At 43.0% G+C, this 25845-nt stretch carries 21 protein-coding genes; 8 read left to right on the forward strand and 13 right to left on the reverse strand.

The window, feature by feature from the left end:
• Nucleotides 1-165 precede the first annotated feature (165 nt).
• Genes OCU38_RS11845 through OCU38_RS11855 form a run of 3 tightly spaced genes read left to right on the forward strand, consistent with a single transcriptional unit; the run spans nucleotide 166 to nucleotide 3170 of the window.
• Nucleotides 166-951 (forward strand): adenosylcobinamide-GDP ribazoletransferase, encoded by a 786-nt coding sequence (locus OCU38_RS11845; protein ID WP_023405473.1) that lies wholly within the window; start codon nucleotides 166-168, stop codon nucleotides 949-951.
• Complete coding sequence (locus tag OCU38_RS11850) at nucleotides 951-1613, forward strand: bifunctional adenosylcobinamide kinase/adenosylcobinamide-phosphate guanylyltransferase (protein ID WP_261823202.1); 663 nt, start codon at nucleotides 951-953, stop codon at nucleotides 1611-1613. The genes OCU38_RS11845 and OCU38_RS11850 overlap by 1 nt, the downstream gene beginning before the upstream one ends.
• A gap of 9 nt (nucleotides 1614-1622) precedes the next feature.
• On the forward strand, nucleotides 1623-3170 hold the full coding sequence (locus tag OCU38_RS11855; RefSeq protein WP_261823203.1) for a cobyric acid synthase: 1548 nt from the start codon (nucleotides 1623-1625) through the stop codon (nucleotides 3168-3170).
• 3 nt (nucleotides 3171-3173) lie between these two features.
• Here the strand turns inward: OCU38_RS11855 and yddG are convergent, their stop codons facing one another.
• The 3 genes from yddG to zntR all read right to left on the reverse strand — a co-directional run bounded on the left by yddG (nucleotide 3174) and on the right by zntR (nucleotide 5873).
• Nucleotides 3174-4052 (reverse strand): aromatic amino acid DMT transporter YddG, encoded by an 879-nt coding sequence (gene yddG / locus OCU38_RS11860; protein ID WP_261824286.1) that lies wholly within the window; start codon nucleotides 4050-4052, stop codon nucleotides 3174-3176.
• Nucleotides 4053-4170: 118 nt separating this feature from the next.
• Nucleotides 4171-5448, reverse strand: coding sequence for an SO_0444 family Cu/Zn efflux transporter (locus tag OCU38_RS11865; RefSeq protein ID WP_261823204.1), 1278 nt, complete (start codon nucleotides 5446-5448; stop codon nucleotides 4171-4173).
• A complete protein-coding gene (gene zntR / locus OCU38_RS11870) occupies nucleotides 5445-5873 on the reverse strand; it encodes a Zn(2+)-responsive transcriptional regulator (RefSeq protein ID WP_261823205.1) in 429 nt (142 codons plus the stop codon). The genes OCU38_RS11865 and zntR overlap by 4 nt, the downstream gene beginning before the upstream one ends.
• A gap of 436 nt (nucleotides 5874-6309) precedes the next feature.
• Here zntR and purH point away from each other — a divergent pair, with 436 nt between their 5' ends.
• Together purH and purD are read left to right on the forward strand one after the other, a co-directional pair.
• Complete coding sequence (purH, locus tag OCU38_RS11875; RefSeq protein WP_261823206.1) at nucleotides 6310-7902, forward strand: bifunctional phosphoribosylaminoimidazolecarboxamide formyltransferase/IMP cyclohydrolase; 1593 nt, start codon at nucleotides 6310-6312, stop codon at nucleotides 7900-7902.
• A 93-nt stretch (nucleotides 7903-7995) separates the two neighbouring features.
• Nucleotides 7996-9285: a phosphoribosylamine--glycine ligase gene (gene purD, locus OCU38_RS11880; RefSeq protein WP_021714635.1), complete on the forward strand. Its 1290-nt coding sequence runs from the start codon at nucleotides 7996-7998 to the stop codon at nucleotides 9283-9285.
• Between the two features lie 101 nt (nucleotides 9286-9386).
• Here purD and OCU38_RS11885 read toward each other — a convergent pair whose 3' ends face one another.
• A complete protein-coding gene (locus OCU38_RS11885; RefSeq protein ID WP_152822284.1) occupies nucleotides 9387-10082 on the reverse strand; it encodes a DUF1481 domain-containing protein in 696 nt (231 codons plus the stop codon).
• A 39-nt stretch (nucleotides 10083-10121) separates the two neighbouring features.
• Nucleotides 10122-10394, reverse strand: coding sequence for an HU family DNA-binding protein (locus tag OCU38_RS11890; protein ID WP_021714637.1), 273 nt, complete (start codon nucleotides 10392-10394; stop codon nucleotides 10122-10124).
• Between the two features lie 261 nt (nucleotides 10395-10655).
• Here OCU38_RS11890 and OCU38_RS11895 point away from each other — a divergent pair, with 261 nt between their 5' ends.
• On the forward strand, nucleotides 10656-11774 hold the full coding sequence (locus OCU38_RS11895) for a CNNM domain-containing protein (protein WP_261823207.1): 1119 nt from the start codon (nucleotides 10656-10658) through the stop codon (nucleotides 11772-11774).
• Between the two features lie 69 nt (nucleotides 11775-11843).
• Here OCU38_RS11895 and OCU38_RS11900 read toward each other — a convergent pair whose 3' ends face one another.
• Nucleotides 11844-12431, reverse strand: coding sequence for a YjaG family protein (locus OCU38_RS11900; RefSeq protein WP_023405464.1), 588 nt, complete (start codon nucleotides 12429-12431; stop codon nucleotides 11844-11846).
• Between the two features lie 79 nt (nucleotides 12432-12510).
• Between OCU38_RS11900 and OCU38_RS11905 the strand changes: the two genes are divergently transcribed.
• The gene (locus OCU38_RS11905; protein WP_261823208.1) at nucleotides 12511-13437 is read left to right on the forward strand and encodes a D-2-hydroxyacid dehydrogenase; all 927 of its coding nucleotides are present in this window, start codon (nucleotides 12511-12513) and stop codon (nucleotides 13435-13437) included.
• Nucleotides 13438-13513: 76 nt separating this feature from the next.
• Here the strand turns inward: OCU38_RS11905 and pyrE are convergent, their stop codons facing one another.
• Nucleotides 13514-14155, reverse strand: a complete 642-nt coding sequence (gene pyrE / locus OCU38_RS11910) for an orotate phosphoribosyltransferase (protein ID WP_261823209.1) — start codon at nucleotides 14153-14155, stop codon at nucleotides 13514-13516.
• Nucleotides 14156-14324: 169 nt separating this feature from the next.
• Complete coding sequence (gene rph / locus OCU38_RS11915) at nucleotides 14325-15041, reverse strand: ribonuclease PH (protein ID WP_023404626.1); 717 nt, start codon at nucleotides 15039-15041, stop codon at nucleotides 14325-14327.
• A gap of 147 nt (nucleotides 15042-15188) precedes the next feature.
• Here rph and OCU38_RS11920 point away from each other — a divergent pair, with 147 nt between their 5' ends.
• On the forward strand, nucleotides 15189-16055 hold the full coding sequence (locus OCU38_RS11920; protein ID WP_261823210.1) for a YicC/YloC family endoribonuclease: 867 nt from the start codon (nucleotides 15189-15191) through the stop codon (nucleotides 16053-16055).
• 71 nt (nucleotides 16056-16126) lie between these two features.
• Here the strand turns inward: OCU38_RS11920 and OCU38_RS11925 are convergent, their stop codons facing one another.
• The 5 genes from OCU38_RS11925 to OCU38_RS11945 form a co-directional block, all read right to left on the reverse strand.
• Nucleotides 16127-16552, reverse strand: a complete 426-nt coding sequence (locus OCU38_RS11925; protein ID WP_261823211.1) for a hypothetical protein — start codon at nucleotides 16550-16552, stop codon at nucleotides 16127-16129.
• Between the two features lie 460 nt (nucleotides 16553-17012).
• Nucleotides 17013-17426: a hypothetical protein gene (locus OCU38_RS11930; RefSeq protein WP_261823212.1), complete on the reverse strand. Its 414-nt coding sequence runs from the start codon at nucleotides 17424-17426 to the stop codon at nucleotides 17013-17015.
• 689 nt (nucleotides 17427-18115) lie between these two features.
• Nucleotides 18116-18556 (reverse strand): hypothetical protein, encoded by a 441-nt coding sequence (locus OCU38_RS11935; protein WP_261823213.1) that lies wholly within the window; start codon nucleotides 18554-18556, stop codon nucleotides 18116-18118.
• Nucleotides 18547-24894 (reverse strand): RHS repeat-associated core domain-containing protein, encoded by a 6348-nt coding sequence (locus tag OCU38_RS11940; RefSeq protein WP_261823214.1) that lies wholly within the window; start codon nucleotides 24892-24894, stop codon nucleotides 18547-18549. Before OCU38_RS11940 ends, OCU38_RS11935 begins: the two co-directional genes overlap by 10 nt.
• Nucleotides 24895-25078: 184 nt before the next feature.
• Nucleotides 25079-25480, reverse strand: coding sequence for a hypothetical protein (locus OCU38_RS11945; RefSeq protein WP_152822263.1), 402 nt, complete (start codon nucleotides 25478-25480; stop codon nucleotides 25079-25081).
• Between the last annotated feature and the right edge of the window lie 365 nt (nucleotides 25481-25845).

Raw genomic sequence — 25845 nt, forward strand, 5'->3', positions numbered from 1 at the left:
ACACCCATAAAAAAGACTAAACGACAGCAAGCACCCCTGCATTTGCTGTCAGTTTTAGGCTTACATTATGTTGAGCATACTGCAATCTTGTATTGCTCAACGCCGTTAATGTGCAGCTTATGTCTATATAAGCTGCTGTAAATCAGTTCAGAAAAAGGAACCCGAATGTCGGTAATCTCAAATAAATATCGCCAGCTAAATCTACTACTGGTCGCCGTCAGTTTTTTCACTCGAGTTCCAGTACCGCATTGGGTTGACTACGGCGAAGATCACTTAAACCGTGCCAGTCGTTATTTTGGCGCGGTCGGTGTGTTAGTGGGTGGCGTAAGTGCCTTGGTGTTTTATTTAGCCCAACTTAGCTTACCGGCATCAGTGGCGATTATCCTTGCCATGATCGCTAGCGCATTACTTACCGGGTGTTTTCATGAAGATGGCTTGGCTGACACCGCAGATGGTTTAGGTGGCGGTTGGAGCGTAGAGAAAAAACTCTCTATCATGAAAGACTCTCGTCTTGGCACTTATGGCGCTTTAACACTCATGCTAGGCCTATTTTTAAAATGGCAATTGCTGGTTGAGCTTTCGGTATTTGGGCCTGCGGCAGTATGTAGCATATTGGTTTGTAGCCATGTATTAAGTCGCGTTGTCGCATCTAGTATGATTTTCAGTGAAAAATACGTACAAGATACCGATGCCAGTAAAGTAAAACCCTTAGCCAATGAGCAACAACCAAAAGATCTATACATTCTACTGTTTACAGGCTGTTTAGCCTTATTTGGCTTTCACGGCATGCTCGCGCTGACTTTAGTCATCAGTTTATTTTGTGTTCGATACGCTCTTTGCCTATTCTTCAAACGACAAATTGGTGGTTACACTGGTGACACGCTCGGTGCAACACAACAGATAACTGAAATTATCTGCTACATCATCATTTTAAGCGTCGGATTTAGTTAATGATTCAATTAGTTATCGGTGGTGCACGTAGCGGTAAAAGCCGCTACGGTGAGGCTAGGGTTGCCGAGTTTTCAGCCGAGGGACAAGAGTGTATTTACTTAGCCACTGCCCTTGCCTTTGACCAAGAAATGCGAGAGCGAATTAAACGGCATCAACTTGATCGTAGCCATGCCCGTCAAGTAGCTAATCAAACAGCCAGCCAAACAACCCATCAAGCTAGCCCACCAGTAAATTGGCAACTGATTGAACAGCCGCTATATGTAGCAGAATCCCTACTCACTCTTGATAAACCCAATCAAACCATCTTCATCGATTGCTTAACCTTATACCTCACTCAGCATCTCTGTCGTGATGCAGAGCAAATCGATTTTGTCGAACCGCCATTGTCAGCCCCTCTAGTACACACTTCACATGACTCAGCTTATCCAAGCCTAAGTAGCCACTGGCAAGAGCAAAAACAACGTCTATTGGAAGTGTTACCTAAGCTACAAAGCAATGTCATATTAATCAGTAATGAAGTAGGCTCAGGGATAGTTCCTATGGGCGAACTAAGTCGTGAATTTGTCGATGAAGCGGGCTGGTTAAATCAAGCGGTGGCGGCGATTGCCGATGAAGTCACCTTAGTTGTAGCAGGCATTCCAATGACACTAAAAGGACAATAAGAAAACCTAATGAGTAAATTACATTCCGCTAAAAATACACCGCGGATTCGCGGTTCTTTGATGGTGCAAGGCACAACCTCAGATGCAGGTAAAAGTACCTTAGTGGCAGGTCTGTGCCGTCTATTTACTCGTTTAAACTACAATGTTGCTCCTTTTAAACCACAAAACATGGCGTTAAATAGCGCCGTCACCATCGACGGTGGCGAAATAGGTCGCGCACAAGCGTTACAGGCCATTGCTTGCCATTTGCCTCTGCATACCGACTTTAATCCGGTGCTGCTCAAACCCAGTTCCGACACTGGTTCACAGGTAATAATCCAAGGAAAGGCGCTAACCACTTTAGAAGCCAAATCTTTTTTCGGCCCTGAAAGTGAGGATTACAAATCCAAAGCCATGGCGGCTGTCATGGATTCTTATGCACGCCTACAACAGCAATATGACATGGTGTTAATTGAGGGTGCTGGTAGCCCTGCCGAGATTAATTTACGTCAAGGCGACATCGCCAACATGGGCTTTGCCGAAAAAGCGGATTGCCCCGTCATCATCATTGCCGACATTGATAAAGGCGGCGTATTTGCCCACCTTGTAGGCACCATTGCGCTATTGAGTGAATCTGAACAAGCCCGAGTAAAAGGCTTCGTAATCAATCGATTCAGAGGTGATATTAGCTTATTGCAATCAGGCCTTGATTGGCTTGAAGAGTATACTCAAAAACCAGTATTAGGCGTGTTGCCCTATTTACACGATTTGCATCTAGATGCCGAAGATGCCTTGATTGATGACGAAATTAATCAAACAGATCTCCACAATAGCAACACACTTAACGTGCTTGTGTTGGTCTTCCCTCGCATCAGCAATCACACCGACTTTGATCCGTTACGCTTACATCCTCAAGTCAACTTCCGCTATATCACTTTAAACGATGATATCGAACAAGCGATTCAAGGCACCGATCTGATTATTGTTCCGGGCAGTAAAAATGTCCGTGCCGATTTAGCCTTTATGAAAGAGCAAGGCTGGGATGAAGCCATCAACCGTCATTTACGCTACGGCGGCAAAGTCATGGGGATTTGTGGTGGTTATCAAATGCTAGGACAAGAAATTGATGATCCCGACGGTATCGAAGATATCGCGGGCTGTTCACAAGGTTTAGGATTATTGCCCGCCTACACTCAGCTAAAAGCCGATAAAACATTATCCCAAGTTCAGGGCGAATTACAAATTGGTGCTGATAAGGTGCCTTTCCAAGGCTATGAAATCCACTGTGGTGAAACCATACAACGAGACAACTCAAACTTACTCACAAAGCTTGCTCCGATTAGCTTTGAGTCTGGAATCACAGATGGAATGCTCACCGCTGATCAGCGCATTTTAGCCACCTATGTACACGGCATATTTGATTCGCCACAAGCCTGTCAATTACTGCTGAAATGGGCCGGGTTAAAACAAGCCCAAACCCTAGACATTAACCTCATTCGAGAACAGCAACTAGAACGCTTAGCGGATATTTTAGAAGAGCACTTAGATATGGATAAATTAAGTCGCTTGATTCAATAAAATTTATTGGGTCACTCGCCAACAAATCAAAGAGCCAATAACCACCATCACTACCCCTTGCCAAAAGCTCGCCGATAACGCGACCCCGAGAATGATCGAGGAAAACAAGGTCGAGAAAATCGGGGTAAAGTACGACAAAGTGGCAAGCAACAACATGTTGCCCTGCATTATGCCGCTGTTCCACAAACCGTAACCGCTAGCCATGATGACCGCAGCGAGCAATAAGTAAAAGGTCGATTCAAGATTAAACGACAATGCTGGCTCACTAGAAAGTGCATAGCGAATCCATAACACACTTGCCGTCATAGCAAAAAATAAGGTAATCGCGTTTTTACCCTGCGACAGTCGTTTCGTAATGTTGCAATAAATAGCCCATAAGAAAGCGCCAATCAAAGCCATCGCATAAGTGGCAGGATTGCTTTGTACATTCTGCGCCAGTTGCGAAACCGATAAAGATTGATCACCCGTTATCGCCCATGCCACGCCAATAAATGCCAGCGCCACACTAGGGTACACCCAAGAGTTGGTTTTCTTACTGCTGCTTATTACTGCAATCAAAACCGTTAATGCAGGCCATAAGTAATTAATTACGGCCATATCTAGCGCTTGTTGTCGGCTATTTGCCATCCCTATCGCTAAAGACAAGCACACTTCATACGCGGTAAATAAACCACCCGCCACCAGCACATACCGTTTTGATAAGGTTTTTAGCTGTGGGCTTCCTACTACGCAAATCAACACTAGCGTCGCCACAGTGTAGATACTGGCCGCGCCGCCAATAGGCCCTAGCAACTCTGCCACCTTACGGGCAATGCCAATAACACAGCTCCACAACAAAATGGCGGCAATACCGTATAAGGTGTACTTATGTGCTTGCAAAATTCATCCTCATTATTTGAGTCAGTATCTTAATCAATCTTGATACGACTGCCAGCATAAATCACCAAGCATAAAAAAGGTCTGCATGTATGTGCAGACCTTATTGACGAGGATAAATAAATTAATGTGCTAGAGAGCGATTCAACAACGTACTTTTAGCTTTGTTTAAGTAATGACGCAACATCAATAGCGCTAACACCACCGCTGATGAAATGCTTAACCAATGCGGTAGCACTTCATGTTCACCAGCACTTAGCGGTTGCACAGAAAATCCATATGCTGAAACCAGATAGTCCGTAGCCAAACCAAACACTATCGCAGTTCCCACGACGCCGACCACGTAGGCAAATAAAGAACGCTTACCTAGCTCTTTTCCGACCACACCTAATGTCGCAATATTGGTTGCAGGCCCTGCCAACATAAACACCAGTACCGCGCCAGGACTGATACCTGACATCAGTAGACCTGCGGCAATAGGTGTGGATGCTGTGGCGCAAATATACATAGGCACACTAATAACCACCATCAACAGCATGCTCCAAATGGTGCCGCCCCACTGTGCTAGAAAATCAGTTTCTATATAAGTTTCAATTAATGCCGCAAAAAACAAACCGATTAATAGCCAAGTGCTGATGTCTTTAACTAAGTCGGTGGCCGCAAAGCTCATTCCTGATTTCAATTTACCCAATGCCGATGAAGACGCTGGCGACTTAGAACAGCAAGCGCTTTGCTGTGTCGAACAACAAGATGATGTGGCGGGTTTAGGCTCTACTGGCTTAGGTTTAGAAGAGCAACACGATGTTTGCGTTGTAGAGCAACAAGACGATACTGCAGGCTCAGGTTTTGCTTGTTCAGATTTAGCAGAACAACATGATGATGTGCTAGAGGTCGATACTTTCGCAGCTTTTGGCTTTATCGCATTCACCGCAAAGCCCGCACCTTTATTTGCCACAGGCTTTAAATAGCTTGCACTCAAGGTTGGTTTTACTTTATCAGCATGCTGATCTTCTTTACCTACCAATAGCCCCGCCACAATCGCACTGCAAATGGCGGCGATAGGGCGAATGATTGCCATAAATGGCCCCAATAAAGCGTAAGAAACCGACACAGAATCAATGCCCGTTTCAGGAGTCGCCACTAAAAATGAAGTGGTTGCGCTTTTCGATGCACCGCTACGACGTAAGCCAAGAGCGGCAGGAATCACGCCACACGAACAAAGCGGTAAAGGTGCGCCAATAAACGCCGCTTTAATTGTCGTCTTCGCCCCCTTGCCCCCTAAATGCTTAGCCAGCAAATCAGTAGGAACCCACTCTTTTAACAGACCTGCCACCAATAAGCCCAATAGCATCCAAAAGCCGGACTCGATAAACAAATCAATAAAGTTATTTAATAAACTCACTTCGCTTCCTCATTTACATCACAATCAGCGCTGTCTAGCGCCTCTAAGATACAACAGTGAGTGGCTGGCTCGTCGCCACCACAACAAGATGCGCTCAACTTACTTAGTGAGCTTTGAAAGACTTGCAGCTCTTTAATCTTCTCTTCTACGTTAGCCAGTTTGAGATCCACTATGTCTTTTGCTTCATGGCAACTGTAGCTATCACGATCAATTTGAATAGAGAGCAAATCGGCTATTTCGGTTAAGGTGAAACCAATTTTCTTAGCGCGTATGATAAAGCCCAGTCTATTGGCATCCAACTCGGTATAGACTCGATAGCCACTGGCATTGCGCGAGCTCGGCTTTAAAATGCCGTGCTTTTCATAAAAGCGTAATGTGTCTGGCTTGATATCAAATAACTTTGCCAGTTCGCCTATTTTATACATCCCTATACTCACCAAATTTCCGATTAACTCTATAAGTATAAACCTTAGATGTAACTCCAAGGTCAAGAAAAGAGTGCATCATAATTTGCAATAATGTTTAATTTATTTTTTCTTCACTCTGAGCACCAATAACGGCAAAGAGACAGTTTTTTGACAATAAAATGCAAATGCCAAACGATTGCGCGAGCTTTTTAGTAAATTATTCGATAAAATACGCGCCATTCAAATTGATGAATTTTTACTCGCGAAAGGTTTTTGTCAAAGTGGTTTAACAGTCTTCATCCAGACTCGACTTTAACAAACATCTTTTCATCCAACTTGATTCCAAAATCAGCAGTGCTTATGAAGATGCACCCTGTAATCAAAATTATGATTCAGAGCTTCTTTTTACTCTGTCGATAGCGGATACATTTAAGTACTTGAGGAATATGGAAGCATGAGTAACGCTCGCCCAATTCGCCGCGCTCTTATCAGCGTATCTGATAAAACTGGCATCGTAGAATTTGCTAAAGCCCTAGCTAAACGCAATGTTGAACTTCTTTCAACTGGTGGCACCGCTCGCCTGCTTGCTGAGCAAGGCCTAGCTGTGACTGAAGTGTCTGACTATACTGGCTTCCCAGAAATGATGGACGGTCGTGTTAAGACCCTTCACCCTAAAGTACACGGTGGTGTACTAGGTCGTCGTGGCCAAGATGATGACATCATGGAAAAACATGGTATCAACCCTATCGATATGGTTGTTGTTAACCTATACCCATTTGCTGAAACAGTAGCAAAAGAAGGTTGTACTCTGGCTGACGCTGTTGAGAACATCGATATCGGTGGTCCAACAATGGTTCGTTCTGCGGCTAAAAACCACAAAGACGTGACTATCGTAGTAAACGCTCACGATTACGAGCGCGTGATTACTGAAATGGACGCAAACGACAAGTCTCTTACTCTAGAAACTCGTTTCGACCTAGCTATCGCAGCCTTTGAGCACACGGCTTCTTACGACGGCATGATCGCAAACTACTTCGGCACTATGGTTCCATCTTACGGTGAGAACAAAGAAGGTGACCAAGAGTCTAAATTCCCTCGTACGTTCAACCAACAGTTCGAGAAAAAACAAGACATGCGCTACGGTGAGAACAGCCACCAAGCAGCCGCATTCTATGTTGAAGCAAACCCTGAAGAAGCCTCTGTTTCTACAGCGCGTCAAATTCAAGGTAAAGCCCTTTCTTACAACAACATTGCAGATACAGATGCTGCGCTTGAGTGTGTGAAAGAGTTCGACCAACCTGCATGTGTAATTGTTAAGCACGCTAACCCTTGTGGTGTAGCACTAGGCGAAAACATCCTAGAAGCTTATGACCGTGCATTCAAAACAGACCCAACATCCGCATTTGGTGGCATCATCGCCTTCAACCGCGAACTTGATGCCGCGACTGCAACCGCAATCACTGAGCGTCAATTTGTTGAAGTAATCATTGCACCTTCTGTTTCTGCTGAAGCAGTAGCCATCGTAGCGGCGAAGAAAAACCTACGCCTTCTAGAGTGTGGTGAGTGGACAACTAAGACAACTGGCTTTGACGTGAAACGCGTTAACGGTGGTTTGTTGGTGCAAGACCGCGACCAAGGCATGGTGTCTGAAGCTGACCTTAAAGTAGTATCAAAACGCCAGCCAGCGGCTGAAGAACTAAAAGATGCACTGTTCTGCTGGAAAGTAGCAAAATACGTGAAATCTAACGCGATTGTTTACTCGAAAGGTGACATGACTATCGGTGTCGGCGCAGGCCAAATGAGCCGCGTTTACTCTGCGAAAATTGCAGGCATTAAAGCCGCAGACGAAGGTCTACAAGTTGAAGGTTGCGTAATGGCATCGGATGCATTCTTCCCATTCCGCGACGGTATCGACGCGGCGGCAGAAGCAGGCATTAAATGTGTTATCCAACCGGGTGGCTCTATGCGTGACCAAGAAGTTATCGATGCTGCTGACGAACACGGCATGGCGATGATCTTCACTGGTATGCGTCACTTCCGTCACTAATTGTTCTGAGTTTTCTAGACGATTAGCAATGTAATTAAAATTAGCCTCTCAGATTTGAGAGGCTTTTAAGAATTTAAAAGTTGAGGATTAAACATGAACGTATTAATCATCGGTGCTGGCGGTCGTGAGCACGCTCTAGGCTGGAAAGCCGCGCAAAACCCAAATGTTGAAACAGTTTTTGTTGCACCAGGTAATGCTGGTACAGCGCTAGAACCAAAACTTGAAAACGTAAACATTGGCGTTGAAGATATCGCAGCTTTAGTGGCTTTTGCCAAAGAAAAAAGTATCGAGCTAACTATCGTTGGCCCAGAAGCACCATTGGTTATCGGTGTGGTTGATGCCTTCCGCGAAGCCGGTCTTCCTATCTTTGGCCCAACTCAAGCGGCAGCTCAGCTTGAAGGTTCAAAAGCATTCACTAAAGATTTCCTAGCTCGCCATAAGATCCCTACGGGTTCTTACGCTAACTTCACTGAAATTGAACCAGCACTAGCTTACGTACGTGAGCAAGGCGCACCAATCGTAGTGAAAGCTGACGGCCTTGCAGCAGGTAAAGGTGTTATCGTAGCGATGACTCTTACCGAAGCTGAAGACGCAATCAAAGACATGCTAGCAGGTAATGCCTTTGGTGATGCCGGTAGCCGCGTTGTTATCGAAGAGTTCCTAGAAGGCGAAGAAGCAAGCTTCATCGTTATGGTAGATGGCTCTAGCGTACTGCCTATGGCTACTAGCCAAGACCACAAACGTGTGGGTGACAAGGACACAGGTCCTAACACTGGCGGTATGGGTGCTTACTCTCCAGCGCCAGTAGTCACTCCAGAAATCCACAACCGCATTCTTGAAGAAGTCATCTACCCTACCGTGCGCGGTATGGATGCAGAAGGCGCTCCTTATACAGGTTTCCTATACGCAGGTCTAATGATTGATGCTGACGGTACACCTAAAGTAATCGAGTACAACTGCCGCTTTGGTGACCCAGAAACTCAACCTATCATGATGCGTATGGAATCGGATCTTGTTGAACTTTGCCTAATGGCAATTGACGAGAAACTGGATGAAGCCGAATCTAAATGGGACCCTCGCGCGTCTATCGGTGTGGTTCTTGCCGCTGGCGGATACCCTGCTGACTACGCGAAAGGCGATGTGATTTCTCTACCTAGCACTGAAGTTGAAGGTCAAAAGATCTTCCATGCAGGTACGGCAAACAACGAAGCTGGCGATGTAGTGACTAACGGCGGACGCGTACTTTGTGCTACAGCGCTAGGTAACAGCGTTTCTGAAGCTCAACAGCGCGCTTACGAGCTGACTAAACAAGTGTCTTGGGATGGCATGTTCCATCGCAACGATATTGGCTACCGCGCGATTGCTCGCGAACAGCAAAAATAGTCTCGCTACGCTAAAACGACAAAAGCCACTTCATTGAAGTGGCTTTTTTAATAAATGATGCTTTGCAATCAAGCGTACTCGAAAATTCGCGACGCTGACGGCTAACTTTCTAAGTTAGGCTTCTCAATACAATCTACATTGCCGTGTTTCAATATCAGCAATTTATCGACTACGATTTTTTTGCTCTGATACTCACCGACAAAGGCGGCAAAGTTTTCTTCATCTTTTAAGCGATCAATCACTACCGTAGGTAATTTTTCTTTCAGTTCAATATTATTGAATGCACGGCCTTCACAAGTCATAAAGACTCCGCGCTCCCAGTAACCTTGAATCAACTCGACCCCTTGTTTTTGTTGCACCTTGCTGGTGCTGACCAAATCGTTGGCTTGTTGTTTCACTTCATCGATTTGGGTTTTATCCATCGGGATGACTTTGCCATTAAGACGTAAGCGCTGATATACCGCCTCGCCATTGCCACTAAAGCGCAATGTCATTTGATAAGGAACAAGTTTGTCTGTGCTGGTGAGTCTTTCACCGGTGCGGATAATTTCTTGGAGATTATTATCGCCCCAAACATAATGACTTTTGTACCAAGTCTTATCTTTGAAAGTCACACTATCTGAGCTGGTCTCTGGAGAATTGACGCGTTGAGTTAACCAGTACAGAGCTGTTTTTGAATCGTCAGCATAACCGCCTGAATATTCAGTAAGTGAACTTGCTTGACGCAATGGAGTTGTAGCAGAAGAGCAACCCGCTAGGGTTAAAATAGCTAAAGCAGAAGTAATGAGGTGTTTCATAAAAAATACGCCGAGCGATGACACTCGGCGTATTTTACATTAATTAACTGAATCTTTCAGTGCTTTCCCTGCTGTAAATGCAGGAACATTTGCCGCTGCAATTTGAATCTCTTCACCAGTCTTAGGGTTACGACCAGTGCGTGCGTTACGATGAGATACTTTAAATGTACCAAAACCAATTAGTTGAACTTGGTCGCCTTCTTTAAGAGCACCAGTTACGCCTTCTAAAGTCGCTTCAAGAGCTGCTTTTGCTTGAGCTTTTGACAAATCTGCTTTTTCTGCAATTGCATCGATTAATTGGGTCTTGTTCATTAGGGTTTCCCTTCTAAAATGTTTGAGAACAAAGCCACTCTAAATCATAAAGGCTCCATCTGGCAAAGGGTTGCAGGCGATCTTTAGGTTCAAGCGAACACTTTTTGACTCATTCTGCAATTCAACTCACAAATTCACCACCATCATTTGGCTCGATGCTTGTATTTTCAACACTTAGCACCTACTTACAAACTATCCATTGTTGATAATAGCGAACCACCGCATAATCAACTTGTTTAATAAATAATCACTTAAGGTTCTATGTTACTTCTTACAATTTATGTTTCTATCGCCATTGGCGTTTCATTCATCTGCTCAGTGTTAGAGGCTGTTCTGCTGAGTATTTCGCCAAGCTACATTGCGCAATTGAGACAACAAGGTCACCCGGCCGCGAACCGATTAACCAAACTAAAATCCGATATCGATCGCCCACTTGCTTCTATTCTTACCCTAAATACAATTGCGCACACCATAGGTGCGGCGAGTGCAGGTGCTCAAGCCTCCATCGTGTTTGGCAGTGAATGGCTTGGTGTTTTTTCAGCGGTACTGACTTTGGGTATTTTAGTGCTCTCTGAGATTGTGCCAAAAACCATAGGCGCAACTTACTGGCGTCAACTAGCCCCTATCTCGGCAAATATTTTAAATTGGATGGTTTGGGGTCTAAGACCCTTCGTCTGGTTTTCTGAGCAAATCACAAAACGTCTGTCGCGTGGCAATGTTGAACCTAAGCTACGTGAAGAAATGTCCGCAATGGCAATTTTGGCAGAAGAGTCGGATGAGTTTGGTGAAGACGAAACTCGCATTCTAAACAACTTACTTAACCTGCCAAATGTGTCCGTGACCAAAGCCATGACCCCAAGACCGGTAGTGTTTCGTGTTAATGCCGCTCTTTCTATTAATGAGTTTTTAGACAAGCACCAAGAAACGCCATTTTCCCGACCTTTGGTGTATGTGGAGCAAAAGGACAACATTTGTGGCTTTGTGCATCGCTTAGAGTTATTCAAACTACAACAGCAAAATAAAGGCACTGAACTTTTGGGTAATGTAATGCGCCCTATTCATGTGTTTTTGAATAACAGCACCTTACCTAAAGTCTTCGCCAATATGTTGGCGCAAAGGCTGCACATTGCGCTAGTGGTTGATGAGTACGGCACAGTGCAAGGTATTGTGACCTTGGAAGATATCTTTGAGTTTTTATTGGGACAAGAAATTGTCGATGAGGCCGATAAAAACCGCGACATGCAGCAAGCGGCTCACGACCGCTGGGAGCAATGGACCAAAAAACATGGCGTGATCATCAACAATGATGACGAAGAACCAAATCCAGATCAAAACAAAGAGCAGCCCAACTCAGCACACTCTGATTCGACCGATAAATAATAAACCCAATAATAAAAACGGGAGCCTGATTAGGCTCCCGTTTTTGTTGGATACTTTTGAACAGTCAGCTTAAAGCTGTACACCGATATTACTGATGCCATCATCACGCAGTTCAGCGCGTAAATCTTTGATCAATTCAATATTGCGTTCCGTGCATTCACGCAATGGACGCGCAATGGCCCACTGCACATCCCACTCTTCACAAACGGCTTCATTTTGTTTTTGATTGTCGTTAGTAATTTCGTCACTGCCTTGCGCCACTTCAAGATCGGCCACTGTCATCACAGACTGCTGACTGATGTTTTGTACCGCTTCGGGTAGCAAGTCACGATCTAATAGCGCATGAATGAGCTCAGCAAGCCCCATACAAGCATCGATAGCAGGATAAACACCGTAAAACTCAAACTCATCCGCGTTAGGGACCAGTTCTTCAAGCTTCTCTAATTGGCGCTCAAAGTTTACTTTGGCACTCTTTACGGTAAGCAATTCCCAAATGCTATCGAGAATATCTCGGTAGATTCGTGCCTCGGCAAATTCCGTTGTTTGACAAAACATGGCATAGTTTGGGTACATACGTTCACACAAACTGACCATAAAAGTGATTTGTTGCCAAGGTTCTAGTTTCTCAATACGAACCTGAAGAGGATTCTGTAACATAACGACTCACAATTGTGGGAAAACAGCAAAAGTGTACTTGATAACACCCAAATAACAAAGAAACAGGGACTGGCTTTCGATGAAAACTGCTACTCAATACCTTTATGTCTTGTCTAAGAACAAGTCTGAGTATCTAGAATTACTCAAAAATGCTGATTTACCACAATTGGAAATCACCGAAGATCTTTCATTAGCCAGCATTCTATTGGCCTCCCCACCTATGGCGGCTAAGGTCATTGACCAGTGTCCCAAGCTAGAATGGGTGCAATCCATCTACGCCGGTGTCGACCCCCTCACTCAGCAACCGCCACGTGACGACTACCTGTTAACTAACGTGAAAGGCATATTCGGCCAACCGATTAGTGAATACGTACTGGGTTACTCTATCGCCCATTTTCGCCACTTTGATATTTACCAACAACAACAAAAACAGCAGTTGTGGCAACCTCACCCTTATGTGTGCTTAAACGAGAAAACATTGGTGATATTAGGTACAGGCTCTATCGGTACGCATCTTTCAGTAGCCGCCAAAGCCTTTGGCTTAACCACTATTGGGGTGAACTCTAGCGGGAGAACACCAAGCGAGGGACAGTTTGATCAAATACTGCCAATTGCAGAATTGCATCACGCCTTGAGCTTGGCGGATATCGTGGTATCAGTATTGCCAAAAACAGCGCAAACCAAACAAGTGCTCAACAAAGAGAGTTTAAGCCACTGCAAACAAGCTTTGCTATTTAACGTTGGCCGTGGAGATGTCATTGACGCGCAAGGGTTACTCAGCGCTTTAGAGGAAGGCCATCTAGAACATGCCTTTTTAGATGTGTTTGTAAACGAACCTATTTCTCAGCAATGCCCTTATTGGCAAAACCCAAAAGTTACCGTGACTCCGCACAACGCGGCGCACAGTTTTCCATCCCAGGTAATGGGGCTGTTTAAAGACAATTATCAGCGTTGGCTCGAAGGTAAACCTTTGCTGGCTATGGTTGATTTTAATAAGGGTTACTAAAACGAAAAAACGCCACGATTGTGGCGTTTTTCATTATATCTTATTGCTTTATTACTGTGCGCTTTTAAGCAAAGACTTATACACCGTATTGAGCACGGTAAGCTTTTACTGATTCAAGTTGCTCAGCATTATCACCCTTCTCTTCTAGGAAGGTAATAAGGTCAGTTAGGCTAACGATAGAGATGATTGAACAGTTAAAATCACGCTCAACTTCTTGGATAGCTGAAAGCTCGCCTTTGCCTTTTTCTTGACGATCAATGGCAACTAATACACCAGCCAGATCAGCGCCGTTGGCTTGGATGATTTCCATAGATTCACGGATAGCAGTACCTGCGGTGATCACATCGTCCACCAGCATAATGCGACCTTCTAGTGGGCTACCGACAAGGTTGCCACCTTCGCCGTGATCTTTAGCTTCTTTACGGTTAAAGCAATATGGCTTATCTGTATCGTGATGATCCGCTAGTGCTACCGCAGTGGTAGTAGCAATTGGGATGCCTTTGTACGCAGGGCCAAATAGCACATCGTAGTCAATGCCAGAATCAGCTAATGCAGCGGCGTAAAAACGGCCTAAACGCGCCAAATCACGGCCAGTGTTAAACAGGCCAGCGTTAAAGAAATATGGGCTAGTGCGACCCGATTTTAGAGTAAACTCTCCAAACTTAAGAACTTGTTTCTCAAGTGCAAACTCAATAAATTCACGCTGGTATGCTTTCATTCTTTTCTCTCTTATTAGGGTCTAAATATTTCTATACTTCTACCAATCGTACTAAATAACTGGTCATTATAGCTTGTTAAAATGATCACTTACTTAGTGTGATTGGTATTAATGAACACATCTCCAAATGGAGATAAAAAAATAGCCCCGCTAGGAGCTATTTCAAAAACTATTCTGCCAGTGCCGCTTTTTGCACTTCGATGATATCTGCAATGCCCTTTTGAGCCAGAGCCAATAATTCCATCAATTCTTCATGCGAGAACGGTTCGCCTTCGGCTGTGCCTTGAACTTCAATCATTTTACCTTCTTCGGTCATAACGACGTTCATGTCAGTGTCAGCTGCTGAATCTTCAACATACTCAAGGTCACAACGACCCTCACCTTCAACAATACCCACAGATACCGCTGATACATGGCCTTTCATAGGGTTCGCTTTTAGCTTGCCTGCTGCAACCAATTTTTGGAACGCATCTGCCATAGCCACGCTAGCACCAGAAATTGATGCAGTACGTGTACCGCCGTCAGCTTGGATTACATCACAATCTACTGTGACCATGATTTCGCCCATCGCTTCTAGATCAACCACAGCACGTAGGCTGCGAGCAATCAGACGTTGGATTTCCATAGTGCGGCCGCCTTGCTTGCCACTGGCTGCTTCACGACGGTTACGAGTGTGAGTTGCGCGAGGTAACATGCCGTATTCCGCAGTTACCCAACCTTTACCTTTGCCTTTCAACCAACGAGGTACATTCTCTTCAACAGAGGCATTACACAATACCTTGGTATTGCCAAACTCCACCAATACAGAACCTTCTGCATAAGCGGTGTAGTTGCGAGTCATTTTAATAGGACGAACCTGATCTACTGCACGATCGTTTGGACGCATTGAAAGTCACCTAAATTATTGGGTATGAAATTGATCGAGATTATATAGCATCATGAAACAGGATGCGACTTTAGGGAGTCGCTAGGTTTTGTGCTAAGATTGCCCGCAATATAGACGCACACCGATGTGATGAATAAAGGTAATTCAATGATCTACAGCATGACCGCTTACGCGCGTAAAGAAGTGAAAGGCGATTGGGGTAACGCAGTATGGGAAATCCGTTCTGTGAACCAACGTTATTTAGAAACCTATTTCCGTTTACCTGAGCAGTTCCGTGGCCTTGAGCCTATCCTTCGCGACCGCTTTCGTAAGCGTTTAGCTCGCGGTAAGGTGGAATGTCACCTACGCTTCGAAGCAAACCCAAGCGCTAAAGGTGAGCTAAGCATCAATGAAGACCTAGCACAACAAGTCATCAATGCCGCTAAACAAGTAATGGAAATGACCGGTGAAGACAACCGCATCAACCCATTCCAAGTTATGCAATGGCAAGGCGTGATGGAAACACCAGAGCAAGACATGGACAGCGTAAACAAAGATTTGTTAGCGGGCTTTGAAGGTGCCATCGCTGACTTCCTTGACGCTCGCGCAAGTGAAGGCGAAAACATGAAAGCGTTAATCGACCAACGCTTAACCGCCATCACCGACGAAGTGGTTAAAGTGCGCGCTCGCATGCCAGAAATCCTACAATGGCAACGTGACCGTCTACTAAACAAATTTGAAGAAGCCTCTATCGAACTAGACTCATCTCGCGTTGAGCAAGAACTTATCGTTCTAGCACAAAAATCTGACGTTGCAGAAGAACTAGACCGCCTAGACTCTCACGTAAAAGAAACCACCAGCATTATGAAAAAAGGTGGTGCAGTAGGCCGCCGTCTAGACTTCATGATGCAAGAATTCAACCGTGAGTCGAACACGCTAGCATCTAAATCGATTAGCACAGATATCACCGCTTCTGGTGTTGAACTCAAGGTGTTGATTGAGCAGATGCGTGAGCAGATTCAGAATATTGAGTAATTGCTAAAGCGGGGTCAGGTCTTGAAATTTGCACGCAAGGGAACTTGCGTGCAAATTTCAAGACCTGACCCCTAGTGACTAAATCTCTTACTAAAAGTAATCACGTTTGGAATTAATCCAAACGGTTCAGGGTTTAGACTGACAAACATCAAAGACCACTTATTATTGTTATCTAAATATAGTTGTAGCCGAAGAAAGGTTGCTCCTTTCTCATAATTAACCGCTACAAAGGCAATAGAAATTCTAGGGGTTACCTCCTCTATTGCTATCGTATCGTAAGAGGTTGGCTTTCCGTATCGTGATTCATAGCGTTTCAGAGCATCAATAACAGGTGCAGGTGCATCGCTGAATGGAGACCAATACTTAGCTGTCTTTTCAGCTGAATGAGTGAAGTAATAACTCACTTTATCATTCACTAATTCTTTTACAGAATCAGAAGCGAGGGTGAAAGGCGAAAAATTTATGATGAACAATAATGTAATTACTCTTAATGACATATTAATCCTATATTTAACCTAACGAAGTAATATTTACTTTTTCTTATTAAAAATAGTATCTACAAAGCGAAGAATAAAACACTATACCCTTTCAATAACCAGTCGATTATAAACCTATACACTTATGACTTCATTCACATACCCATATTAATAAATTTCATCTGTGTAAGACAAAAAATAGAAGCATTATCACTTACATTTATAACCATAAAACAAGAAATAACAACTCATGATAATAAAGACTATATATTGAATAAAAGAAGCTATATATGGCATTCCCCAAGCCTTATATTTACTTCGATCCAAGGTTTCACCAGTAACAATTAATTCATATAACTGAGAAGCAATAAAGCATATTGTTAAAACTAACAATATGCTAATTAACACCAATTTATTAGCTGATACATAAATTACAGTAAGTTTCATATCGTCAAAATAACCTTTAGTAGTAATAGAAAAATCATTTACAATTCAACAAATCAAGATCATTAATTACATTTTCAGGAACTTTATCTACTGTTGCTAAGTTAATCCTCCATTGTGCATTCTTCTCCTTATAAACTAGTAGCTTTAAATACGCAGCGCCTTTCTCTAAGTTCATCTCAACGTATATGTAGTTTGAGCGATTAGAGATCTTTTTAATCAATAAAATGCTGTGTTCTTCATACCTGCCAAAAGTATCCTCTAGACCTTTTATATATTGATTAAATTCAGGAGGTGCACTTCCAAAAACCTTTTCACTTGCTTGGAGTAGAGAAACTCCAACGAAGTTATCCATTTGTCTATTGATATAATTTTCTATTGAGTCATCAGCTTGTCCGTTCCCTGAAAATCCAAATAACAAGAGCATAAATAAAAACCTGTTTAACAACATACTGAAGATCCTACAGATTTACTAAACACTACAAATAAATTATATGTTACTTCTTGACACGAATAACAAACAAGAGCATATAAACACCAACTACAGCTAAACATATGTACCTCGAAATATAGCTGTAGAAATCAATCTCAATTCTACCTCTAACAATTTGAGGTTGTTCAAAGTCATTTATCCAAAGATCTATAGAGGCGTATGAACACCAGACTACAAGCACAATAAAAAATGCTCTCTGCATAAAAGCAACTTTAGGCGTTAAATAAAGCTTCTTTATCTTCAAATAAATACCCTTAAAAAAGTAAATAGTTATTTATGCCTAAATCCAAATATTAGAAAATAACAAGACACAAAAACAAACGAAGAGTATTTAAATACAAACCCTATATAACCTAAACTCCATGCTTCATACTTATCTATATTAGGTGTAATCCCCGTAACTATTGAGCAATATAATTGATAACTAAAGAATAAAAGACCAAATAAGAGGGTAAGCCTTACCAATAGCAACTTATTAGAACTTAAATAAATTACAGTGAACTTCATTTTTATAAAACTATCCTTTATTAAAGTTAATCATATCTACTTAAGACTCATATCACTAATATCATATGAGCGATATGAGACCTTTTATGTATTGAGTCATCAGTTTACACAACCCAGAGAATAAAAAAGCAAGTATGAATCTAATTAATAGGCTTAGTCTCACTAAATCTCTTACTAAAAGTAATTATATTTGGAACTAATCCAAATGGTTCAGGATTAAGACTAACAAACATCAAAGACCACTTATTGTTGCTATCCAAATATACTTGCAGTCGAAGAAAAGTTACTCCTTTCTCATAATTAACCGCCACAAAGGCAATAGAAACTCTAGGGGTTACCTCCTCTATTGCTATAGTATCGTAAGAGATTGGTTTTCCATATCGAGACTCATACCGCTTCAGAGCATCAACAACAGGAGCTGGAGCATCACTGAATGGAGCCCAATACTCCGCTGTCTTTTCGGCTGAATGAGTGAAGTAGTAACTCACTCTATCATTCACGACCTCTTTTACTGAATTAGAGGCAAATACAAATGGTGAAAATAAGACATAAAACAAAATGGTGCTTTTTTTTAGTAACATAGTTCACTCCTAATAAATGTCTTTTCGAATGCTTTATTAAATGACGCCACTGCTCTATCAAAAAAATCAACTTCGGTTAAGTCTTGACCAATTATTGTTTTCGAATAGGAGGACGATACATTCGCTGGTCCAGACAAACCAGGACCAAATTTAATCCCAATGCCAAACGTTAAGTCTCCAAATGCATCTATATCCACACTACTTCCTACACCACCAAGAACTGTTTTTACACCCACATTAATACTCCCATCAATTGATATCCCTGATAAATCGGCAGGTTCATTCGTACCAGTAACTAACTCAATAGAAAGGCCTGTTGTTGCTTCTAACGATGATGCTATTTCAATATTAACTTTATGATAAGAAACTACCTTAAGATCACCATCAACTATCCCTACGGCTAACCCAGTGCTATGTGAAACCAAAGTACCAGCTCCAAGCGAAGATTCCCCTGATAGAACTAATACCGCCAACCCAAACGGATCCACCCAGAAAAAAGGATTACCACTCCCATAACCATAGGACATTTGTTGGTTAGGATCACGTAGCAGCATGTCGGTATTAAGGCTGGTTGCCTTTATTAGCTCATGTTGAATTTCGGTGGGGAGATATGTGTCCTTTAAGCTCCAGTAGTCTGGCTGAATAAAACGACTGCTGTGCGGGTTGTACCAGCGGGCGTCTAGGTTGACTAGTCCTGTGCTGCTTTCGGTGTACTTGCCTGTGTATTGATATGGCATTAGTTGACCTAACTGCTTGTTCGCATTAACACCCGCATTGGCTTTCCAAAAGGTTTTATCATTGTGCTTACGATAGGTTTGACCAAATGGACTGTAGCCTAGTCGCATAGCGGAAGTGCCAGTGCTGTCTAACACGTGAATAGTGCTACCTAAGCGATCATGATGATTGTAAAGGTGACGGGGATCTGCCCCCTTAGTGCCACTCGCTTGCACTAGGCTTGATGTTGAATCATATAGGGATTGATGCAGCACTTTGCCATAGGGGAGACTTGAATCAGGTAATAAAGTCAGAGACCTAAATGGCGTAAACCCTGCATCGTTATCTTGCCACTGGCCTTGCTCTTGGCGGCCATCATAATGACTATATAAAGTGGTTTGATTGAGTTGAGCTGACTGATTAGAGTTACCATTTTGTTTGATGGCAGTTTGGGCCGTGCGCACCGTCTTCACTCGACGAGATCTCACATCATATCCATACTGAACACTTGAACCATCGGGGTTTATCACTTCAGTCATTCGGTTTAGCGGATCATGCTGATAGCTCTGCACTTCATTGCCATTACTAACACTCGCTAGGTTGCCATTGGCATCGTATTGATAAACAAAGTTATGAGAGTCGCTTGAGTCATCATTTTCACAGCTATTATCGTCACAAGAGAAACCCGGTAGTCTATGCCCTTGCATCTCGACTAGCTGATTGGCTTGGTTATAACTGTATGTATACGTGGTTGTTTTGGTTTGTTTTTGCGTAAGATTCCCTACATCATCCCAGCTAAATTCGATGTCGTCTTGATTAGGATAATCGGCACTGACGATTCGATTGACTTGGTCGTATTCAAAATAAGCCCATTGATCGCTATCACCATGTTCAGTCTTCCTATTTTGTGCAGTGACATTACCCGCGCCGTCGTATTGATAATTAAGTACCTCGATGGTGTTCCAAGTGTCTCGCCAGCGATTACCTTTATATTCTTGCTGTTCGATAACAATACTGACAATTCGACCGACTGCATCATATTCTAAGCTTCGGCGACTTCGGTTTGGGTAATCGATCTGTTGAAGTTGACCGCTTGCATCGTAACTAAGCTCAAAAGCAAGATTGCCGTCAGCCGTATTGCGTTCAAGCTTTACTATTTTCCCCTCTGCATCACGATGATAATAAACACCTTCATCATCACTAACTTGGCTATAGGTTCTTTCTCCAAGTACATTGTATTCATAGTTAAAACTTTGCCCTAGCTTGCGATTATCAACCTGAATTAATCTCCCCGCAGGATCATAGTGATAATTTTCTGCTAACTCAGGGCCATCAATATTGGCAAGACGTCCTAGTCCATCGTAGTTCAATACCTCACTATGCCACTGCCCTTGATGGGCGTATTGACGTTCAGTAACATGACCTCGCTGATCATATTGAAACTGGATATCGGTATTTTGTTCCGGTTGATAAGCATGTGTTACTTGGCCAGCTAAATCATAGTCATAACGCCACTGCTCACCCAGTTCATTGGTAAAGGTGGTTAGCCTTGCCATATCGTCATAGCTAAATGACTGCTGAGTCCCTGCTGCCGAAGTGATGCTTGCTAACTTATTTGCGGCATTGAACGCATATCGAGTGACACTATTATTTGCCTGTTTGATCTCAGAGATATTGCCGAACCCATCATATTGATAACGGGTTGTCTGATTGAGTTGGTTGGAATAATCCGTCACCTGATTACGGAAATTGTATCCCCAGCGCTCACCGGCATTGAGTGCGTTTGTTTGATGGGATTTCCGCCCAAGTACATCGTATTCAAAATGGGTTGTGTGACCTAACGGATTAGTTTGAGAGATCAATTGATCAAAAGCATCATATTGTTGCTGAGTTTCTTCACCTAGACGGTTGGAGATAATCATTGGCCTACCGGCATTATCTAAGCGAATATGAGTCATATTGCCAGCCGCATCTTTGGCGCCAATCAAGCGACCTAATGAATCTAATAACCTATGCTGAGTATGGCCGAGTTGATTACTACTCGATGTGAGTCGCCCCATTGCATCGTATGCATATTCAGTTGATGCGTGATGCCCGTTTTCGGGGTCAATAACTTGAACAATTTGGTTATCAGCGTTATAGGTGTAATGCCAACGATAGTCGTCACCATCGGTATAACTCACTACATTATCATTGGCGTCATACTCCCAAGACTGTTGATGTCCAAGGGGATTCACTTCGGATACTTTCCTGCCTGCCATATCATAATAAAACTGATAAGAAGCGCCGTCAGGCATCGTCATTGAACTTAATAATCCTAAGTCGTTATAACGGTATGTATTAGCGCTACCAAGGCGATAATAAGGCAGTTGCTCAGTCGACAATCGTCCTTCACCATCGTAGGTAAAGTAACTTTCTCTAGATTGCTGTCCTTGGGTTGTGACTATTTCAGCGGTCATCAATCCTGCAAGATTGTAATGCCTCAATATCTGACTGCTATCTGGATAGATAATGGATGACAGTAACCCCTGCTGATTGTATTCAAACTGCCAACGTTGCTCAGCCGCATCCTTGTATTCAATTAAGCGTCCAAGCAAATCGTAGACTTTGTTACTTTGGCGATGGTTACCAAGCAACATAATGCTTTTGTCTGTGTCGGATTGAATTTGTGTGACCACCAGCTGACTCGCTTGCTGATCGTATTGCCACTGAGTTTGCAGCCCTGATTTATTGATGTGTAAGGTTTTACGCCCTAACCCATCATATTGAAATCGCTCAACACCTCCCTCAGAGTCGGTAATTAAAACAACCTGACCGAACACGTTGTATTCAAACAGATATTCGCCACCACTGGCGTCGCTATACGAAGTTGAGAGACCTTGCCAATTATAATCATGTCGAATGCGCTCTTGAGTGCTATTCGGCATTGATACTGATAGAGCAAGCCCTAACGCATTTGGCGTAAAATATGTAGCATTTCCATTGCCATCACTACTTTCAATGATGTGCCCGAGTTCGTTATATCCATATTGCTTTACATACGCCGCTCGCTCATGATCGTAAGTGGCATATTGTCTCCCCGCATCATCATAGTAATGCTCAACTACATTCCCAATTGGGTTAGTTGTGGATTGCAATTGGCTGTCAGGGTAATACTGGAAGTGAGTGGTGCTTCCTAAGCTATCGGTTTCCGCAATGCGATTACCTGATGCGTCATAGGTATATGATTTACTGACCTCTGTTCCATTAATAGAAGAGTGAATTAACCTATTGCGTGAATCATATTGATATTGCCATACTGCGCCATGCGGGAGCGTCACCGACACTAAGTTATTTTCTGAATCATAGTGGTACTGAGTAACGTATTCGGTCTCGCCAGTTAAGGAAGGCATGAGCACTTTCTTGGTGGAAATTTTATTTCTTGGCGTGTAAGTCAGGTAGGTTTTAACACCGGAAAAGTCTTGTTGGTAAGTGAGCAAACCGTTGGAGTCGTACTGCATGATTGACTCGCGGCCTAACGGGTCAATGATGCGTGTCGGTGAGTCTAAATCTCGCCCATCGTCACTGTGGTATTCATAATGTGTAACGCGCCACTGCTGTTGGGGAAGAGCGCGAGATCCTTCAGCAACTTTTATTATTCGGCCTATTTTGTCAAATTGTGTTTCTCGAATGTATCTTTGCTCTAGCGGCGTTTGAGGAGCAAATTGCTCAATGCGAATTGGGTATCCTAAATCGTCATACTGATATTCAGTGTAATTACCCACTTCATCGATGCGTCGAATCAACACGTTATCAAGCCAATGCTCTTCCACCACCGAGCCATCCGCTAATTCAATGCTTTCTACTCGGCCAGTGTTGTCATAAACAAACTGCGTTTCATCGCCAATATTATTAATCGTTGACAGTATTCTGCCCGCTGCATCCCTCTCTATATCTGTACTACGTCCCATTGGGTCGGTTGTCGATATCACGCGGCCGTGCAAGTCATAACTGTAGAGAGTGGTGTGCCCCAATTCATCATATTCAACTATCAGGTTACCTTTATCATCGTAAACCTTGTGAATTTCACTTCCGTCAGATTCATACACCTTAGATAAAATCTGATTGTGTGCGTTGTACTGATAACGGGTTCGGGTATTGTTTCGGTTTAACACTGTGGTGGTTCGATTTGGGAAATCATATTCATAGCTAAACTGGTTACCGGAAGGATCTATCTGAGTATCAACTACCGTTTTGTTATCTTGCTGGCGATAAAGATAAAATGCGCTATTACCTTCACCATCGGATTTCAGAGTTAGGGCTAAGGGATTGTCTTGATAAGCGTATTGGTAATGATGTTTAGCGCCATTAAATTGCACAACATCACTCAGTTTCCCAGATAGATACGTATAGCTATGCGTTCGCTCTTCTTGATCGGTAATTTCCGTTAAGCGACCATCGGTATAAGTAAAAGAAAGAGCTCGCCCCAACCCATCAACCATACGTATTGGCTGTTGCTGACTATCTCGATAAATAGTCACGCTACGCCCATCATTTTGATTTACTTTGACTAAGAAGCCTTGGTAGTTGTATTGATAGGTTACACCCTTGGGAGTAGAGACAATAAAAAACCCGTTTTCATCAATTTCTAAGTGGGTATTGTGTCCCATAATTGGCGTAATGTTTGACGTGGAAGGCTCAACACTAAACAGCTTTCTACTGCCATTGGGAGCGACCCATTTTAACTTATGTAGCCCAATCTCATACTCAATTGGATAAGCTGTATCCACTACGTAGCGGTTACGTTCTCGATAATAATTTGATTGTTGATGCTGGCTTGTTAACTCATTAATCTTTGTTTGAATCTGATCTCTACTCGCAATATAAATTGCTCGCTGCGCCTGTAGTTCAGAAATGGCCGCTGATAATCGCTGCTGTACTTGCTCTTCATTGTAAGCAAGGCGACCTGTGAAAGAGTTGCTTAATTTATCAATGCCTTGGTCAATGCCATCGATAATCGTTTGATACTGATTGACTGAAGCTTGGTTTAATTCAATTAAGGGCTGTATATCAACATCCACACCCCAAATAATTCGGCTATCTAAGGAGGAATGCCAACCCGCACCTAGCGACCATGCAGACCCTTGGCTGATACGATGCTGTCTAACTAAAGAAAATACCGGATGGGCATAGTCAATCTCACGCGTTATTTTGCACCCAGAGTACAATTCAACAGGACAATCACTTTCATCCCCTTCTGCGCTCGCTTCACTGGCTTGTTGTTGCTGTTGTTCATTATCGCTTTGTGTATCTGCAGTTTGAGTATCGGCTGCATCCGCATTTCTGTCTGCCTCCAATCCAGCAGCACCTGCAACGTCAATAGTAGTGCTGGTAATGCCAGAAATTGCGGATTCAATGGCCGCTCTATCTACATCAACAGGATCAGGGGCAAAGTCATCATCAAGGTCGCCTCCATTATTATTGCTGTCATCATCATCGTTGTCTGGAATATTAGGCTCATTAGGGCCGTTACAAGACAGCGCGCCCTGACATTCAGTTAATACTGATATTTCAACAGCATATGCACGCTTGTCTGAATACTCTAATAGGAAAAAAACAACCAATAATCCAAACAGTTTTCTCATACCCTACCCAACACAATCCAATGATTTGCTAGTCAGTGTATGAAGCGAGGAATAATTGCAGGTTTGATATTGTTAGATCTGGATTCCAACTTTTGGCTATTTGGGGGTCAGGTCTTGAAATTTGCACGCAAGTCCTCTTGCGTGCAAATTTCAAGACCTGACCCCTTATGCTGCCCCCTAGGATTTATTTTTTATCTATGCTGTAAGTGTCGTAGTCGCGTAGTAGGAAAAGCACAAAACAAGCGGCTAGCATTGGCCATGCGGTGAAGAATAATAAGTTATTGAATGGGTCAAAATACTTAGTTAATGATGACAAAGTAGAAGCGCCATGCAGGACAAAAACCGCTCCGTAGGTGACTGTTTTCCACTTTCCAAGTAAGAATGCCGCTAAAAACAACATTTGTGCAATGCCTATCACAATCATTGTATTGATAGAGACATGCAAACCATAAAAGCCTGACATCACCCTAACGGCGTGTTCGGGCACAATAATCTTATCTAAACCCCAAAAGAAAAATACAATAAAGACAGTAATTCGTAGCGATAATAAGCTAATGGATAGCTTGCTTTGCAGTTTTTGGTCCATTGAGATACCTGTTTAATTTGCTCAATAATATAAAGAGCTAGAGTGAGTGAGTCTTACAACCTTCGCTCAATGAGACCTTGGCCTTGATGTTTTTATTTCGGCTATATCGAAGCCAAATGTAAGCAAACATATCCTGGGGTCAGGTCTTGAAATTTGCAGTTGATCCACTTCGATTTACTTACCTCTAAAAACCGATATGCAAATTTCAAGACCTGACCCCCAGTGTTCTGTAAATTCAGGTAAAGCTAATATCGTTAAATGAGATCGATTGCTATTGTCACTCTAACGCAGTGAATTTAACCGATTGATTTAGAGGTGTTAATGCCCTTTTCTTACAAACAATTAATGCTTGTAGCGACATGCTG

This window comes from Vibrio neonatus (genome assembly GCF_024346975.1).
Taxonomy (GTDB): Bacteria; Pseudomonadota; Gammaproteobacteria; order Enterobacterales; family Vibrionaceae; genus Vibrio; species Vibrio neonatus.